Below are 18,136 nucleotides of genomic sequence, written 5' to 3' on the forward strand. Positions count from 1 at the left end.
TTCATTGGTTTGAGGAGATGATGTCATGTTGACTATTTTAGGCTTTTTAGAGTTACTGTAATTAAATATGTAAAGTTTTGTATTAGGATTCAACATTTCTGGTTCAGTGTTAATTATCTTTCCTGCTTGATAAAACTTATTCAGTCGCAGAAAAACAGCGCATATTCCCTCATGAATATGGATTTTCTGCCTTAAATCTATTCCATCATTGTCTAATCCTGTTAAATGAATTAAACCTGTATCATCTAATTGAAAAGATTCCTTAATTAACCAAGATAATGCGACGAAATCACTTCCTTGCCAGAATAATTCAATAGTATCAGCAGTCAAAGACCATGATATATGTCCTCCGCGTTGACGAGATGAGGGATATTGCTTTTCTAATCGCTTTAAAGTCATGTAAAGTCCCGTCATACCGACGCAGTGCATTATTGTCGTATCCGCAGCATCGAGAGATAGGGAAATTTTGGTTTGGGTAGCAACCATGTTCAGGTTTCCTCGGTTTCCTCTTCTTCCTTGCTGCGAGTCGCGGGGACAAATATTCCACACATCATCTTTCGTTTCCCACCAATGCCCTGTTCTTGCAAGGTTAGGGAATCTTCAGGATTGAGTTCACTGATTTTTACGCCAAATCCTCTAACTTTAAACTGTTTCCCTTCTTTATTGATGGTTAATTGTCTTCGTTGAGGTGTTCCATCTTGTCGAGTGAGAAGTTCAATTTTTCCTTGTATTCCTAAATTATCCAGTTGCCGTTGCACAGCTTCAATAAAATTATTAGAGTCTTGAAACCCTTTAATTATCACTAATCTGGAATAGACACTTTCTGAAGAAATTAACGGTTTGTAATCAGGAATATCTAGTTGATAAAAGTTTTGACCTATATGAAAGAATTGACCCGCTAAATAAGGATAAATTAAAGGAATTTGTTGATAATAAATCCGAATTTTTAGACGAGATTGAGCAGTGAGTTCAAGCAAATTGTTCCTGGTCGGTATTCCAGCAATCGGATGAATCCCAATAGACTTTAGTTCGTGAAGGCTAGGACAAATACTGGACAAAGCACTATAGATAACATAACCATTATCAAGAGGAATCGGTGCGCCTCTGAGCTTAAACGTTAAGTCTACATATTCCTCACTGTGAATTAATATGACTGCCATAGATGGAAATTTTGAGATGTCAGAGTTTGTTTAATACATCAACATCCTCTTATGCAAAATTGTCCTCATTGTCATCGCCGACTACTTTGGTTAGAGTGGCAATCCAGTTTAGGCTATTGTTCGCAATATTCTTACTGGTTAGGAGGATCTTCTAATACTCCAGTAGTTACTCAAAACAGATGGATAGCCAAAAGTTTCTATCCCATACCAGCATAAACCGCTTCTGCTCCATTCTAAAAAAATCCGGCGCTTTCCTGCTTTCTATGCTTGATTGGACTCACGGCAAGCTTATCCTTCCAATTCGGACTAGCGGCAAAGTTATGGTTCCAAACTGTCAATTTCATCCAAAATTAGCTGACGCAAGAATGAGGGTTATAGTGTTGTTGACGGCAAAGTTATGGTTCCATTCGCGGCAAAGTTATGGGTAAAGTCACAGAATCATTGAATAAGTTTCTTCCTTGTCTCTTCCTAATGCTCAATATTATTTAATTGCTCAGTATCCAGCTTGTTTGTCTACGACATTCCGCAAGGGCTGACCAGTTTGGTAGCGTTTGAGATTGTCGATAAATAGTTGTGCTATGCGCTCTCTCAACGGTGGCGAAAGGGCTGAACAATGGGGTGTGATAAAGGCGTTTGGCAACGACCATAAGGGACTTTCCTGTGGCAGAGGTTCTGTAGCCACTGTATCTAATCCAGCACCCGCAATCCATCCCTCACGTAGTGCGGTGAGCAATGCAACTTCATCTACTATTGCACCACGAGCAATATTAATTAGGTAAGCAGATTGACGCATAGAGCGCAATGCAGCTTCATCGATCAAGCCTTTAGTTTCTATAGTTAATGGTGTAGCAATAACTACATAGTCGGCTGTCGGGAGGAGCGATCGCCACTCATCGGCACCCACAACTTTGTCAAAATTCGGTAGGGGTTCAGGATGGCGGCGACTACCCCAAACTGTAACTCCAAAGGCTTTGGCACGAGATGCGATCGCTTGACCGATATTTCCTGTGCCAAGAATTAATAAAGTCGCGTCTGCCAACTCTTCGAGAAACACTCCTCTTACCCAAGTGTGTTCATCCTGCAAAGTTTGCAATTTCCGCAGATTCTTGGCGTGATAGAGCATGAATGCCAGTACAAATTCTGAAATCGGAATTGCGTGAACTCCTGCGGCATTAGTGAGGATAATGTCCTTTTGCAAAAAAGCTGGCGTGAGGATGTGATTCACGCCAGCACTCGGCGACTGTTGCCAACGCAGCGCGGGTGCTGCCGTCAATACTTTGTCAAGGGTAGAAGTTTTCAGGTAAAATCCGTTGAGATAAACTTCTGCATCACTAGCATCACCATCAAGATTACCTTCACTATCCACCCCCACAACATCTATATCAGATGGTAGGTGTGGCTCAATATTAGCAATCAGATGATCGGCTAAAATTAGTTTCACGATTTGCTACTCCCCCATTCGATTTTGGATTTTAAGGTGAAAAACATCTAATTTGCATAACCTAATTAAACATAATTCTTGTGGGGCGGGCAAGATGCCATTGGTTTCGCTAAACGCTCAGAAGATAGAACCCCGACTTCTGGTGAGAAGTCGGGGTTCTGGGTACTATATTTGAGCATTTCCAGGTTCTATCTGGAAACTAGATTTTCAAAGTGTTTTGGCTTAAATTGATAGCAATGTTGCTACAGAACTTGCAACAGTTGTTTAATTTTACTGTCTTGGCGTTCCTTGAATTTTTCTGGAAAAATTAACTCGATCGCAATCTTGCCATTTGCCTGTTCTTCGACTGCATAAATTTCGGCAACAAATCGGTTAGATGAGGAATTTTCGACATCCTGATTTAACAGTAAACCAACCAGTGGTTTCACAGTTCGCATCGTATGCAAATCCTGTTGTCCAATCATTTTGTGAGAAGACATGGCTTTTTTATCCTCTATTTCCAAGCGCAAACCCGTTGTTCCTAGTTCTGTGGCTACTCCAAAGAAGAAGTTACCATCCCAGTAGAGTTGACTATTCGTGTTTACCTGCTTGCGTACCTTTTTACGACTAGTTTGGTTGAGGTCATGCAAGGCCCTAGTCAAACTCGTGGCTAGAAATCCCAGGGAAGCTAGGGGCTTGTCTACGTACTGGGCTTTCTGAGAATACCACTCCCGGACATCAGAATATAAAACTAGAGTTAAAGCATCGCGTTGGGCACTGTTGAGCTTCACAAAATCAACACCCAAAAGCGTTTGTGTGTCATTTATAGGGGAGACTCGGACAATCTGCGCCGTTAAAGAGGCGCTAGCAGTATAATCTCCCATCACCTCAACTTCTACTTCATCCAGTAAATTGGGCCAGGTTTCCAAAGAAATTAAGGCGCCAGTTTCGGAAATATTCACCGTTTTGCCCATGATTGTCTGACCGTTACTGGTAATTAAAATGGGCAGACGACGCTGTAAACGGTGGGCAGTACGTATTTGCGGTTGTTCAAAGCCAACCAGCAAAGCAGCTGAGAGTAAAACCAGATTAAAAATAGACCACATGGTGTTGACTAAGACCGCCTGCCAATCTTCAGGACGTAGCAGCAGCCAATAGGGAACAGCCAGTAAGGAAGAGACTACAAATCCTGTCACCACCAAAAGACCACGCATTGATTCCCAATCAAAGATGCGTTTACTAATAGATGTTCCCTTGTCGGTAACGTTAAATGAACCCAGCTTGGGGTTAAACAATGCCAACATCGTCACCCATCCAGCCTGGAAAGCCATCGCAAATTCAAAAATTTCATTCCAGAAGGAGAACCGGACGTTTTTGTAAATGATGTAGTTAGTAAAAAGGGAGAGGAGAATATGGGGTAGGGCATAAGCTAGCGTTTCTAAACCCAAACCTTGAACAGAGTTAACGCCAAATAATAAAAATAGCGGCGGTGCGATCGCATATGTTAGTCGAGGATAGCCATACAGAAAGTGGGAAGTCGCGCTAAAATAACAAATCCTCTGGGCAAATGTCAGGTTCAGCTTCCGATTAAAAACGGGATTTTCCAATCGCAGAATCTGCGCCATCCCCCTTGCCCAACGCACTTGTTGCCCCACATAAGAAGAAAACGTTTCTGGTGCTAAACCAGCCACCATAATTTTGTCGTAGTAGACAGACTTGTAACCCAGCGAATGCAATCGCAAGGCAGTGTGACAATCTTCTGTCACTGTTTCTACCGCAATTCCCCCAACTTCTAAAGCGTGGGATTTACGGATCAATGCTGCCGAACCGCAGAAAAAGGCGGCATTCCAAAAATCGTTACCTTTTTGCAGTACCTTGTAAAACAGTTCATTGCCTGCGGGGATTCTACCTTTTGTGACTAAATTACGCTCGAAGGGATCGGGGTTATAGAACCAGTGGGGAGTTTGGACAAAGGATACTTTGGGATCGAAGAAAAAACCCATTGTATGCAGGAGAATTTGCCGCGATGGGATGTGGTCACAGTCCAAAATCAACACTAAATCGCCGTCGGTTTTTTCAAAGGCGGTATTGATATTACCAGCTTTAGCGTGGTCATTACTGTCCCGCGTCATGTGTATACAGCCGAGTTCTTCGCACATTTGCCGTAGCAGTTCCCGTCTGGCGCTAAACTGTTCTCGGCGTGGGTCGTTTTCTTTATACTTTTCTGGACGACCATCATCAAGAACATAAACGATTTTTTTATCGGCAGCATAATCACAAGCCAAGGCTGCGACGGCAGTCTTACGCACAATCTCCACGTCTTCGTTGTAAGTGGGGATGTAGATATCGACTTTGAACCATTCCTGTTCAGGAATGTTTGTGAGATTAACTGGTTGGCGTTCTTGAATTTTCAGAGTTTGAAAGTATGCCAATACTAAGGTGAGGATGGCATAGAGTTCGGCGAGAAACAACAACGTACAAGCGATGCTGTTGAGCCAACCATCAAAGTTGAGGGTATAACTGGTGCGGTAGAATAAGTAACGCAACGTTGTTACAATACTCAGCCAGACCAAAAACAAGTGGTAATACTGGCTGATTTCTGGAGAGTCCTCTTGAAACTCTGCGTGGATCACCAGTTGACCGAGTAGCACCATAAATACTGCGACCAATCCTTGCTGCCAAACTTCTATCGGAGTAATAATCAGTGGCACTGATAGCACTAATAGGAGCAGGATTAACCACTTAAACTGTTTCACACCTACCTTTTGGAGAGTGTGGTCAAAAAATCGGGGAGTAATATCAATCAGCCAATTGCTCAATTTTAAGCGCTGGCGATCGCGTGATTTCCGGGGCAATGTGTCGGGGGAAGAAGACATTTTGGATCTCAATTTGGAAATTTAAATTTAAGATTGGCGATACCTGACGGAAAGTGTCTACTTTTTGTCAGCAGTTAGCCGCTTCAGATACAACTGAACAATCCCGTAAAGAATTAGGGAAACACTCAAAATGCCTACAGGTACCAATAGCCAATTTTCTTGTAAAAAGCGTGATGCTTTACTGAGGGGAGTGGTATTTTCCCAGCGACGAGTGTTCGGGGCGCTTTCAAAAAACTGTAGTTGATAGGCATCAGCATCGTAAGTAAGTGAGTCTTTTTGATCACTACTAATTAGCACCGTATCCTTTTTAAGTTGAAAGAACCACGGATCTTGATTAAGGACTTGTCGCACTCGCTCTAAACCAGTTTCGGTTTGAGATGTTAAAGCTAAAAGGACGCGATCGCTATTCCAAGGAGAGATAATTTGTTTAATCATCCCTTGTGTATCCTGTGGAGTCTGAACCACAGCATAGGCAGAGGAGCGAGAAAATGCTTGATTCAAGTTAAAGCCACTGGAATTAAACACTTCCGGGAAAGGAAACTCTTCTCGCGTTCCAATTCCTACCAAATGGTCATTTTTGCGGACTTTTGTTGGCAAACCATCTGGTGTATAAACTTCTAGTTTGACGGTATCTGCTTGACTGAGCCTGCCTAAGCGTTCGCTAAAAGCTAACAAGGTCAAAATATCTGTCCTCGAGGGTATTTGGGGCAAGACAATCGCCGTCTGAGACAAATCCTGTGGTGCGGCAAAGGGAAAACCGAATTTCAGCAGGTTCAAGTCTGGTAGTTGTGTAGATATCTCCCGCTTCAGATCGAAGTTAGTATCAGAATGCACCGTACCTGTAAGTTGTTGATCTGGTGGCTGAAGACAGTTCTGTTTATCAAACGGTTCTCTGGGACTCATCCGAAAGAAAACTTGCAGTTTTGAGTTAGGTTTGATTAAGTTTTCCGGCAAATTGACTTTGAGGTTTTTGCGACTTTCTCCCGACTCAGAATCAAGACGTGCCCCACCAATGAAAACTCCATCCAGTAAAACTTCCAGCGCAGAAGTTCGGGGATTAACCTGAGGTCCATAGCTGTATATCAGATTCATCGAACTACCCCGGAGAAATCGATCATCCGGTAAAGCGCGAAAATCAACTTCAATTGGTGGTGCCCCCATCCCACGTACAGTGACATCATTAAACGGCTCACCATTTACCTGAGTTTTGATGTCGCTGAGTTTAAAAGAATTTTGCTCTGGCAAATAACGAGGCCACTGGCGCAGTCCTGGTGTCGAACCTTCCTTGAGGGTATTGACAAAAACTACCTGACCAGTTGCCATTTTGCGTAAGTCTGGCTGTGATAAAAATTCGGTGGCCTTTTCCACAGCTTTTGTGCTGTTGCCAGTGGCAATTAAAACCGGAACCCCAGTCTTTTCAGTTTTTGTGATCATCAATACCCCTGTTTCATCTGGTACGGGGTTGTTATCACGATCCAGAATTTGATTGCTGACGACTTTCAGGGGTAAATTTTTCCAAGTATTTAGGGCTGGTTGCTCGGTGGGAGTGCCAATGATCACCAAGCGATCGCTTGCTTTCACATTTGCCACATTAGACACCAAGCTCGTCTGAATCGGGCGAAAATCCGCGATTCTTCCCAATCCTGCTTGTAAGCGAGCTGCTGCTGTCAGCCAGGATTGATCAATTTGACTCGGTTGCAAGTAAGCAATTTGGTTAGTTTCTAAGCCGAGTTCGTCAAACAAAGGATAAGGATAGCGGCTGAAATTCAGGGGAATCGACTGCTGTTCATAGTTCAAGATTAATTTGGAATCTGGCAGAATCTCTGTCCACAAGTCGGGACTACTGGGGTCGCTACATTCGAGAGTGTTATTCTGCTGTGCCACCAATACGAGTTCGTTGTAGTCTTGAAGCAGCTTTGGTGGGATATTGAATAGTACTTGACCTACTTGGGACTCTTTGCGATTGAGTGGTACGCTACCAACACTGGTGCCATTGAGTAGCACGGTCAGGTTGGAGCGATTGGCATACAGTGATGGTGAGTGTTGAAAGCGGATTAAGGCTTGTACTTTACCCCGATCTAATTTCCACCCACGGGGACGGGTAAAAGCAAGACGACCTTCTGAATAAACCCCACGTAAGCGCATCCGGTTGCCCACAATCGGACTACGATTAAATTCTAGGATGTAAGTTGCCAATTTTTTGGCGTTAGCAGTTTCTAAGTCTGCTTTACTACTACTTTCTGATGTCGTTGCTTGAGCTAATGAAGTTACTTTGGTTTGAGCTTGAGCGCTCAATAATGAACTAGGGAACAAAAAAAAGCAGGAAGTAACAATAATTGCTTTTTTACTAATTTGGGAAAGATGAAACAACTGCTTCATGGTAGAGCGTGATTTTAGTGTTAATTTACTCAAGCTTTTTACGTAAAAACCAGAACGAATTCGGTGCTTTTAGAACTTAAAAATCAATCCAGTTTAGTTAAGGCTTAACTCTTTGTCAAAATCAATTTTTTTAACGTAGACGCGGAGTGGTGAAGCAGCGCGGGAACAGGGGAGGCAGTGCGTTGGGCGGGTTTCCCGACTTGAAGCAACTGCCGTCGGCTCCGCCGACTTGAAGCATCTGGCGTGGTTTCCCCCATGAACGAATCGCACTTAGCGCAGCGTTAGCGAGGCACGAGCGTCACCCGGAGGGCTTGCCGCAGGCTACCGCATACTCCTACGGAGAAGCAAGCTACGCGCCGCGTCTCGCAGAGAAGGACGCAAAGAAAGAATTGCTTAACTAATCAGGAGTTTGGGAATCCTGTACTTTAACTCAGCGTCAGAGGATGTCATTTGCCGATAAGCAGTCGTTGGGGTATTGTCTTTGGAGGTAGCAATCCTAACCAAGCCAAATTCTGGGTATAATAAGCCGATTCATCTCCCCAAACTCCCTGCTTATATTGAGGCAGTATTTTTTTCAGAAGCAGTTCTTGAGCTGTTGCTGGTTCTACCAATTGCATCGCGGCATACAACATAGCGTATTGGGATGTAGCTTCGTAATTCACTAATGCTTTCCCTTGGAGATCAATGCGGGCTGGTAAACTCGATTGTTTACTCCACAGTTTTCGCAGGTGCTGAGTAGATGTCACTAAATAGCGCTGCGCTTGGGATGAATTAAACCAAGCAGCATCTAACGACAAACGCCACCAGACTCGATAGGCATCAAAGCTATACAAACTCTTCAGAGTACTTGATGCTGGTAGGGTTTGGCATTGTCCTGTTTTGGTATTTAGAGCTACCCAGTCACTCGGTAAACCCACGCTAGAAAGTTTTGCGGAATTTTCTAGCACTTGATAGCTGCTATCTACCAAACTCAACCAATCATGTTGGGGGTCAACTTGTGCAAAGATCCGAAAAGCATAGGGAGCAAAATAAGAGGGATTGAGGTAATAAATAGATGCATTCGGGACAAATGCAGCCACTGGTCCTGGTAACAGGTAGCGCTTACCTTGGGGTTCTGAGATGGTGGAGAGGTTCCACAAATCTTGCAATTTAAGTTCTGCCAGTTCCAAGTATTCGGGTCGATTCCAGCGCCGTGATGCCAAAATCAAGGCAGTAATCGCATCTATATCTCCATCACTGGCAAAGTTGGTGTCGATGATACCCCAGTTACCATCTTCCTTTCGTCCCCATTTCCAAGCCCACAAACTATCTGTGCGTTTACCGTCTGCTCGGTGCTGGAGGTTATTTTCCGACCAGTGTAAAGTGAGGGCAAAAGTTGCCGGATCATTAATCAGCACTGCTCGTAGTAAAGCATAGGCTTGACCTTCACTAGTTGAGCGATCGCTTGCTTGGTAATCAATCACCCGCCCATCTGACTGAATAAATCTTTGGCGGTAGGTATCCCAGCTTTGGGCTAGTAATTCCCGGTTAGGGGTGGATTCAGGAAGATCCGCTAAAAATTTAGGGAGATTTTGACTACTACCTTCAGTGGGGAGGTTTGCCACCGGAGTTCGATTATCCGGTGTTTGGGGTTTTGCTGCCCAGTAACTAGAGTCACAGGCAGATAAAGCAATCAGGCTGGCAAGAGCTGCCACTTTTGGGAAGTGCCACATCCTAAAAACAGTTTGATTTGTAAAACATTAGTTGATGGCGAGAGTGCCATCTCCTTGCCCTTATTGTTCCCTTGTAGTTGTTGAAAATTAACTTTCATGAAGAAATTTAAGCGATCGCTAATTCCTGCTACGACGTTGATAATCTTCCCAAGGGGGTTGAAATCCTCGTCGGAGTAGAAAGTCTGTTTGGATTTGCTGTATTTGCCGCGATGCATCAGGATCAATTCCTCCTTGCTCGGCTGCTTCTAATTCCAATTGTTCTAGCTGCGCCAGCGCCGTCAAAGGCTGATCTAAAATCGCATTCAATCCAGCCAGGGCGTGGCGTGTGCCTTTGTCTTCTGGTTTTTGTGCCAACACTTGAGCATAAATCTCCTGTGCCGATTCAAAGCGGCGCTGTTCAAAGCGAATTCCGCCCAAAGCCGCTAAAGCATCGATGTTATCTGGTTGCTGCGCCAAAATATTCTCATAGCTACTGCTAGCCAAATTCAAGTCACCTACAGACCGAGCCAACTCTGCCTGCAACTGGTATGAGTCAGAAGTCTTGGGAATGCGAGCAATCAACTGCTTCATCCGCGCTCGTGCTTGGGCTGGATTACGTTTGGCGATCACCTGTAATAGGCGCAGTTGTAATGGTATAGAACTAGGGTCAACTTCTAGCAGGTAACTATATAAAGCTTCTCTTTGCGGATCTGTAGGCAGCGCTCCTAGCAAACTGTATAGTTCTGGAGGAGTATTGGTCGCAGGTTGTGTAGCTAACCAATTGTTTAAAACTGCCTCTGCTTCTGGTTGGGAGATCCGCTTGGCTTGATAGGCGATACTAGCACGCCCCAGTTGAATCGATAAATTTTGAGGATTGCGAGCTATTAGCTGGTCATAAATTGTTACAGCCTGATCAAAACGCTTTTGTTGCAGTCGCACTCCCGCGAGTCCGCCCAAAGCAGCATCAATAATATCGCTACTATTTGGCTTGCTAGCAAGCACAGCTTCGTAACGCTGGGCACTAGCTTCGATACTACCCTCACGACGCTCAATTTCTGCTGCTAGTAACTGGGGTGCGAGGTCTTTAGCACCTGCGGGGGTGGCTGTGTAAGCTGCCAACGCTTGCCTTGCACCATTCAAGTCTTGACGCTGCACATACATTTGCGCCACCCGGAAATTCAAAAACGGTACGTTGACCCCTGTTTGCAAAATATTTTGGTATACAGGTAAAAATTCTGGGTCGGGAGCATCAATGTTGACTAAGGCATTAGCTAGCTGTTGTAACTGCACGCGATCGCTCGGTAGTGATTGGATTACAGTCCCCAAACGCTGTTTCAAGTCATTTTTACCGAGTAAACCTAGCTGATTTTCCAAAGCTAATTGCTGTACCTGCAAACTTTGATCGTTGGGAAATTCTAATGCCACTCGTCGATATAGTTGCAGTGCTGTTTGTCGTCCTTCGGGGAACCCACTAAAGACATCAGCGACTTCGCGCAACAATTTCGGGGAAGGGTTAGGATCAGTTTGGAGGGCTTGACGATAGAGATTGAAAACTTGCTGGGTGAGGGTGGGGTTATTGGTGTACTTGCGAATTTCATTGAGCGATCGCGCTAAGGGCAAAATCGCATCTGGTCTTCCCTGTAATACATCTAAGACCGCCAATGCTTGGGCTGGTTGTTGATTTACAAGATATGCCACAGCCAGTTCTTTCCGAGTTTCAATCGCTATGTTGTCAAGGCTCTTGGAGCGCTGCAACTGCGCTTCTAACACCTCTACTGCCCCCGCCGGATTGCCTGTTTCTCGTAAGGTGCGACCGTAGGCTAGTGCTGTATATCCTGTAATCGCTTTGCCAGTGGTGCGGTAGCGGTTAAACAACTCCAGTGCTTTAGGAAAATCCCCACTGTAACTATAAGTTTGAGCTGCATCAAGGACTGCCTTTGGTGTCGGGTTGTTGCTCAACACGATTTGGTAATCTGCCAGGGACTCGCTTAATTGTCCTTGATAGGAGTAGAGTAGAGCACGATAACCGCGAGCTTCTGAGTCATTGGGATTCAACTCTAATAAAGTTGTCAGAGCCTCAATTCCTTTTAAGTTCCACTCAGGACGATAAGTTGCCAATAGACCAACCGTTTTTAAAGCTAGTTGGTTGTTGGAGTCTATCGCCAGCACTTGTTGATAAGCACTCCAAGCTTCGGGAATACGTCCGGCTTTGCGATAAGCGATCGCTAATCCTAACCTAACTGGCGAAGATTCCGGTTGACTTTTCAGGGCTTGCTGGAAGGCTGCGATCGCATCATTAATCAAGCCCTTTTTTAACAATGCAAAACCCTTTTGTGCCGACGGCGATAAGTTCTGTGCTTGGGCAGGGGCAATGCTATCCAAAGGTGGCACAGTTACCAAATAAGTAAAAACCAAAAATGAACAAGTAAAAAGAGAAGGATATTTAATTTTTTTAGCTTTTGCCTTTGGCCTTTTATCTATGTTGTTTTGACTCATTGACTAATTCTCCCTCTGGGAGTCAGATCAAATTCTGATTTCACCCTGATCCCGAAGACTGTATCGGAGAAATTATCACGTTCCTGAATCGAGAAGCCTAACCGCAGATTATCAAGAAATTTAAAATCATAATACATTTCCAATACATCGGGACGGTCTCCACGACGCAGGCTATCGTTAGAAAGAGGGCGTCCATAAGCTACGCCTAGTCGGTCATCTGGGGTAAACGTATCTAATAAACTCGCTCCCAAGACGTAAGTATTTGCACCCTCTCCTAAAGTGCGATTTTCGTAGCGACCATAGCGCCCAAACAAACCTAATTTTAGATTGGGAATAAAGACTTCGGCGTTCAGTCCATAAGCTTCTTCGCGATCGTTTTTCTGAGTGCCAAATTGATTGTCACCTCTGGGAATGCTGTAGCTTTCAAGGAAACTATCACCAACACCAGCGTCGCGATCGGTGGTATAAGTACCGCGAATAATTGCATTGCCGTAACGGATGCCGATTTCTCCAGCAAATCCATCTAAAGTAAAGTCACCGATTTTGTTGGCTGATGAAAAGACAGCTGCTTTGCCTTCAATATTGTCGGTGACACTCCAATCGACTAATAAACTAGTGCGTGAACTAATCCCCGTTGCTGCCAGTGCTGGGTTGGTTTGAAATACCGGATTAAAAAATTGACTAGCCCCATCTTTAGCAAAGCTGTTGCGATCGAAATAAGAGGTTAAATCTAATTGACCGATCACAAACCGTAGATTAGGCACTCCTGCTAGAGAAGTTGCCAAATAAAGCTCGTTAATGTTCAAACCTTCGTTTCGAGAGTCATCTAAGCTGCTGCCTTGGCTGGTTAAATCCAGGGTTGCCCCAACCACAGCTTGGGAAGAAAGTGGGTAGATTCCCGTGACTCTCGCTCGTGCTGTGGTATCACTGCCTTGGGTGATATAAACTCCTTGGAATTGTAAAGAGGGTTGCCTTAAACTACTGCTAGTAAGCTGACGGCGTTGTTGAGTAGTTACTGATTGCGTAACTGGTAGTACTGTGCTGGGAGTGGGAGTGGTACTAGGGACTGATGGTTTTGCCTCTGGATTGAATAATTGTTGATTAAAAGTTGGTGCTGCTGGTGAAGTGAATTCTTGCGTTCCAGGCAAGTTGGGAAGTGGCGGCAGGGGAGCTGCTTGAGAACTGAGTAGTTGATTAAAAGTTGGTGCTGCTGGTGCAGTTGATTCTGGCGTTGCAGACGAGTTGGGCAGTGGAGCTACTACTGAGCTAATTGGTGGCTCCAAGCCGTTCATCTGTCCCTGCAATCCTAAATTTAGGTCAGAAGTGTCCCCACCTGCTGCCACTCTTGGTAGAACAGAATTACGTGCTGCTGGGGCTTTTCCAGTCACCTGCTGCTGGATAAAGACACTTTCCAGTTGTTGGAGATTGTTGGCTGGTTTCTGCTGTACAAATTTGGGCACTGGTAGCGTTTTTACTAAACCCAATTGGTAGTCGCTAGCTTCTAGCTGAGATGGGTTGACTTGAGCTGAAGACTTTTCGCTCACTGCCAGTACCCAGCAAATCGAAACGGCGACAGTGCAAAGCAGTGCATAAACCTTGTGGTACTGACTTGGAAAAGTAAATTTGTAGCAATCGAGTACTGTTTGCCTCATCAGACTAGTTGGGTAACAACTACATATTTATGTTAGTTAACGTCGCAACTTTAGCAAATATAATGAGTATTAACCACTAGGTTGCATAAATTTGACAATTTTCAATTAATTTCATTAAAAGTCATAAAACTTGTTATTTATAAAAATAAATTGGGCATCATAGGTAAAAACGTGAGTTATTTGGAAGAAATCAAAAAAATACTGCCTTTTGTCATGAAAAACCTTGATTTAAAGACTATTATTCCCAAATCTAAAGCTTTATTTCCTGCTAATCTCCAGGTAGCCATTTGCCTAATGCTTTTAGCTGCTAGTTATGGCTGTGTTCAAAAAGCACAAGAAAAGGTGGAGATACAAATTCTAAATGTCCAACCTATATCAAGTAAAGGCGTATACAACGTAGTCGGTAGTAGCAATTTGCCTGAGTCTAGCAAGATTACAGTGGCCGCTGTGCGCTATTTGCGTCCAGTATCAGGACAAGCAGAAGCTTTGCTCAACTCAGACACGAATACTAACCGTTCAATTCTGGCTCGTCAAATTGTGGAAGTGAAACAGGGACAATGGGAGGCTGCGCTGAATCTGTGGCAAGTTTCACCCAATGGCAGTTTCCAGGAAGTCTGGCAAGTAAATCCAGCACAAATACGACTGTTTCCAGAAGGTGATGTTAAATTTGTAGCTATTTTCGATCCTGCGAGTCAGTGGGAACAGTCAGATAATCAAAACTCTCAAAAGTTAAAGTCAGAAAATCAACAGCTTGAAAAGCTTGAAAGCAAGTTGATTCGCTTTACTAATGAAGGTGAAAAATATTTACAAGTTAGCCAAATCTTAACAATACCCCTACCTACAGGGAAAACAATACCACCTCGTCCGCAACCGGAAGACTTGAATGGTGGATGGGGAAACCGATATCAAATTCCGCCACAATCCATAGTTTCTAAAACTACCTTACTTCCACCGGCTAAAAATAGGCAGACGAATGCCTCTGTGACTCCTCCAGAGTTTCTCAGGTGAGAATATTAGACTTCTTGCATAAATCAAAAAAAGAACCCCACCCCGCCTTTGACTTACGTCAAATTCTCCCCTCCCCGCACGCGGGGAGGGGCTGGGGGTGGGGTGTTAGGGACTTTTGCAAGAGGTTTATTGAGCATGGGGTTATGTAGCCCTCCATCCCTCTATGTTTGATAGATAAAAACTGGAATACCAGCCTCAATATGAGCGCTGGCATCGAGATAATTAATTACCCAACAACCGCCAATTCAGTGAGCATTGTCTTTAGAAAAAAGTTCTTGCTTCACGAAAGAAGCCCTGAGGAAATTCATACCTAAAGTCCTGCTATCTAAAATACTCAACTACTTCTTGTGGGGTGGGCGACACGAGGTCTCGTATACAAAGGCGGGCTTTTCAGCCCACGCCACAAGATTGGGTAATTTATTTGTTGTCAGTCCCTAGATTTCAAAGAACAGTATTATAGTATATCTGAAATTTAGGTGGAGATTCTACCTCAGCAGTTGTTGCTTGGGGCGTTACTTGCAAATTCTTCTGCATTGTCTGCATCTGTAACATCATCTCTTTAATTTGTTTTTGCAACTCTTCAAATTCTGATGGCATAATTGCTGTTTGATTCACTTCATCAGTAGCAGCAATTTCTTTGATGTTATTCGGATTTTCTTGAGCATAGCCAAGGAAAACTTGGGCGGATGCAAAGGCAGAAGTACTAGCAACATTTGTCATCATCGTAGTGGTATTTTTTTGAGTTGCAACCTTTGCTACAGGATTTACTGGCTGTGCGTACATCGGTGTCGGGGTTTGCGCTTCAATAGGTTGAGATGCAGTTATTGCAGAGCTTTTTGAACTGAAAGCTTGATCAAAAGGCACTTCGTCATCTAAAAAAGCGTTCAATCCAGAAATTTGCAGCCGAGGCTCAGAAACTTGCCATTCTTTTAGTAATGCTTCTTTTTGTTGTAGGTGTTGGTCTAGATTAGATAATTCCTGCTGAATTTTCGCTGATTTAGAGGAGGAATTTCGCCAACCACACAAAGCAAGTGCTAAAATTCCAGACCCTATACTAAGTGCAGTTGCAAAAATTACGTAAGGAATAGCAATATCTCTAAGTTTGCCGGAAAAAATAGGTTCTTCCTGGAATTTGATGGCAATTTGTTTATCGCCTAGTGTCGCAAGCGGGAATGACATTAAAGAAAATACACTTAGAGAAGCGATTGCAGGTGGTAGTAAAAATTTTTGCAGTGCAGAAAGTGTCATATTTAGAAGCTTTTGTTAAATAAAAGACAATGGGTATATCGCAGCAGATATAATTACCGCTTCTAACATCTAGCTTATATAGAGTTTTCACGGTCAGTCAGTATGTGTACTGCGTTAGTATCCAAATTATCCTCTATCCGAGATAGTTTCAATAGACAATTGATGAAGACCTCACTAAATACCGTAAATTTTATGTAAATTAACTAACTATCGTAGATTAGATCCAGGGGAGGGAAAAATATAGATATAAATTTCTATATACTACCACTCAAAGGTTTTAGCGCTTTTGACTTCAATGATCTAATTTTTGCGGATACAGAAACAATAGTAGCTAAATATTGATCTAAGATTAGTAGAATGGTTAAATGTACGGAATATTAATTTAGTAACTAAAAAGCTGTCGAATAAATGCATGGAATCAGAGTGCGAAAATTTATGCTCAATGAAATGGTCAGATACCTCAAAATAATTTTTAAGTAAAGATACTGAAAATGGCATAAATCTGCTGTTAGAACAATATATGTTCTTTTTAAGTAATTAAGCTGAGAAATTGATCTCCAAGAAAGGTAATAAAATTATGCGATCGATCTCAAAAAGTAAACCAAGAACATTCAGGTTACACAAGCAATTCCTGATATTTTCCTTAAGCTTAGTGGTATTTTTAGTCATAATTTTGACTAAAGCACCTGTTAATATCCAGCTAGATGCTTCTAGGGCTGCGACGCCAATAGAGCTACCACTTTCAACGATTGGTAGAACAATTGTGGATGCGAAAGGCAAGGCTGTATTGCCCAGAGGTGTTAACTGGTTTGGTATGGAAACTGATACACATGCCCCTCATGGTTTATGGAAACGAGATTATAAAGAAATGCTGGCGCAGATTAAAAGCTTGGGATATAATCTCATCCGATTGCCTTATTCTGTGGCAGGATTGCGATCGCCTAATGTAAGTGGCATTGACTTTGGAATTGGCAGCAACATAGAACTCCAAGGTAAAACCCCCTTAGAGGTAATGGACTTAGTTATTCAAGAAGCAGGACGCCAAGGATTACTAACCCTACTCGACAGCCATCGCCTCAACGACCAGCAAATTCCAGAATTATGGTATGGAGATGGGTTTACCGAAGCAGACTGGATTGATACCTGGAAAATGTTAGCCATCAGATACAAAAATCAAGTTAACGTCATCGGCGCAGACTTAAAAAACGAACCTCACGGGAAAGCTAGCTGGGGTGATAACAACATCAATACTGACTGGCGACTAGCAGCAGAACGCGCAGGCAATGCTATTCTCAGTGTCAACCCTAATTGGCTGATTGTCGTTGAAGGAGTAGAAAAGAATGTCCCCGGTCAAAAATTGCTAGAGCATTGGCATGGTGGGAATTTAGAAGGTGTAAAGCGTTACCCAGTACGTTTATCTCGTTCTCACAAACTAGTCTATTCTCCTCATGAGTACGGCGCTGGGGTGTACAATCAGCCCTACTTTTCTGCCTCTAACTTTCCTAAAAATCTGATTGAACGCTGGCAAATAGGATTTAACTATATCGCTAGTGAGAATATTGCTCCCATCTTAATTGGGGAGTTTGGGGGACGGAAAGTAGACTTAAATTCCAAAGAAGGAATTTGGCAAAATGAATTGGTGAAATACATTCAAAAAAATAACTTGAGTTTTACTTACTGGAGTTGGAATCCTGATAGTAGTGATACGGGCGGAATTTTACTAGATGATTGGCAAACTGTTGATCTACCCAAGCAGCAATTACTATCCCAACTGCTCTCACCTGTACAAGTTCAACCGCCAAACCAACCGAGTAATCCTCCTGTTTCCCCAACTCCGACTCCTTCTGTTTCCCCAACTCCGACTAGTACTGTCCAACTAAAAGTGACTACTGACATCAATTCCAACTGGGAAACTGGATTTTGTATCAGTTTCAAAATTACAAATCAGGGTAATACCATGGTTAGTAATTGGCAACTGGCATTTAATATGAACCAAGCTACGATTAATAATTCTTGGAACGCAGATTTTAAGCGGCAAGGAGCGATACAGTATGTAGTGACTCCTTTGGTCTGGGGAAAAACAATTGAACCAAATCAAGTACGGGATATCGGCTTTTGTGCCAATAAACTTGGTTCTGACTACCAGCCACAGCAAATAAAAGTCAAAAGTTAAAAGCCGAATTTGTCATGATGGGAAAAATCACCT

The 18,136-nt window shown here is 43.3% G+C and carries 10 protein-coding genes and 1 pseudogene; 2 read left to right on the forward strand and 9 right to left on the reverse strand.

The features are described from left to right. The 8 genes and pseudogenes from cas8a1 to HWQ38_RS33540 form a co-directional block, all read right to left on the reverse strand. Positions 1–486, reverse strand: a 486-nt coding sequence (gene cas8a1, locus HWQ38_RS33505) for a type I-MYXAN CRISPR-associated Cas8a1/Cmx1 (protein ID WP_292802554.1), incomplete at its 3' end; no start/stop codon positions are given. Positions 487–488: 2 nt separating this feature from the next. After that, entirely contained in the window at positions 489–1,160 is a 672-nt protein-coding gene (gene cas6, locus HWQ38_RS33510) for a type I-MYXAN CRISPR-associated protein Cas6/Cmx6 (RefSeq protein ID WP_292802557.1), read from the reverse strand. Between the two features lie 493 nt (positions 1,161–1,653). Further along, complete coding sequence (locus tag HWQ38_RS33515; protein WP_292802812.1) at positions 1,654–2,604, reverse strand: D-2-hydroxyacid dehydrogenase; 951 nt, start codon at positions 2,602–2,604, stop codon at positions 1,654–1,656. Positions 2,605–2,800: 196 nt separating this feature from the next. Beyond that, a pseudogene (gene bcsA, locus HWQ38_RS33520) lies at positions 2,801–5,456 on the reverse strand (UDP-forming cellulose synthase catalytic subunit). 57 nt (positions 5,457–5,513) lie between these two features. Next, a complete protein-coding gene (locus tag HWQ38_RS33525) occupies positions 5,514–7,835 on the reverse strand; it encodes a cellulose biosynthesis cyclic di-GMP-binding regulatory protein BcsB (RefSeq protein WP_292802560.1) in 2,322 nt (773 codons plus the stop codon). A 446-nt stretch (positions 7,836–8,281) separates the two neighbouring features. Next, positions 8,282–9,547 (reverse strand): glycosyl hydrolase family 8, encoded by a 1,266-nt coding sequence (locus HWQ38_RS33530; RefSeq protein WP_292802563.1) that lies wholly within the window; start codon positions 9,545–9,547, stop codon positions 8,282–8,284. 117 nt (positions 9,548–9,664) lie between these two features. Then, positions 9,665–12,022, reverse strand: a complete 2,358-nt coding sequence (locus HWQ38_RS33535; RefSeq protein ID WP_292802565.1) for a tetratricopeptide repeat protein — start codon at positions 12,020–12,022, stop codon at positions 9,665–9,667. Further along, positions 12,019–13,674: a porin gene (locus tag HWQ38_RS33540; RefSeq protein WP_292802568.1), complete on the reverse strand. Its 1,656-nt coding sequence runs from the start codon at positions 13,672–13,674 to the stop codon at positions 12,019–12,021. Before HWQ38_RS33540 ends, HWQ38_RS33535 begins: the two co-directional genes overlap by 4 nt. Positions 13,675–13,845: 171 nt before the next feature. Here HWQ38_RS33540 and HWQ38_RS33545 point away from each other — a divergent pair, with 171 nt between their 5' ends. Beyond that, positions 13,846–14,682 carry a hypothetical protein gene (locus HWQ38_RS33545; protein ID WP_292802571.1) on the forward strand — a complete coding sequence of 279 codons (837 nt, stop codon included), beginning with the start codon at positions 13,846–13,848 and terminating at the stop codon, positions 14,680–14,682. A gap of 441 nt (positions 14,683–15,123) precedes the next feature. On the opposite strand, the gene HWQ38_RS33550 is transcribed toward HWQ38_RS33545, so the two are convergent. Next, complete coding sequence (locus HWQ38_RS33550; protein WP_292802574.1) at positions 15,124–15,930, reverse strand: hypothetical protein; 807 nt, start codon at positions 15,928–15,930, stop codon at positions 15,124–15,126. Between the two features lie 577 nt (positions 15,931–16,507). Here HWQ38_RS33550 and HWQ38_RS33555 point away from each other — a divergent pair. After that, positions 16,508–18,103, forward strand: coding sequence for a cellulase family glycosylhydrolase (locus HWQ38_RS33555; RefSeq protein ID WP_292802577.1), 1,596 nt, complete (start codon positions 16,508–16,510; stop codon positions 18,101–18,103). Positions 18,104–18,136: the final 33 nt, after the last annotated feature.

Source organism: Nostoc sp. NMS7 (assembly GCF_017115085.1).
Taxonomy (GTDB): Bacteria; Cyanobacteriota; Cyanobacteriia; order Cyanobacteriales; family Nostocaceae; genus Nostoc.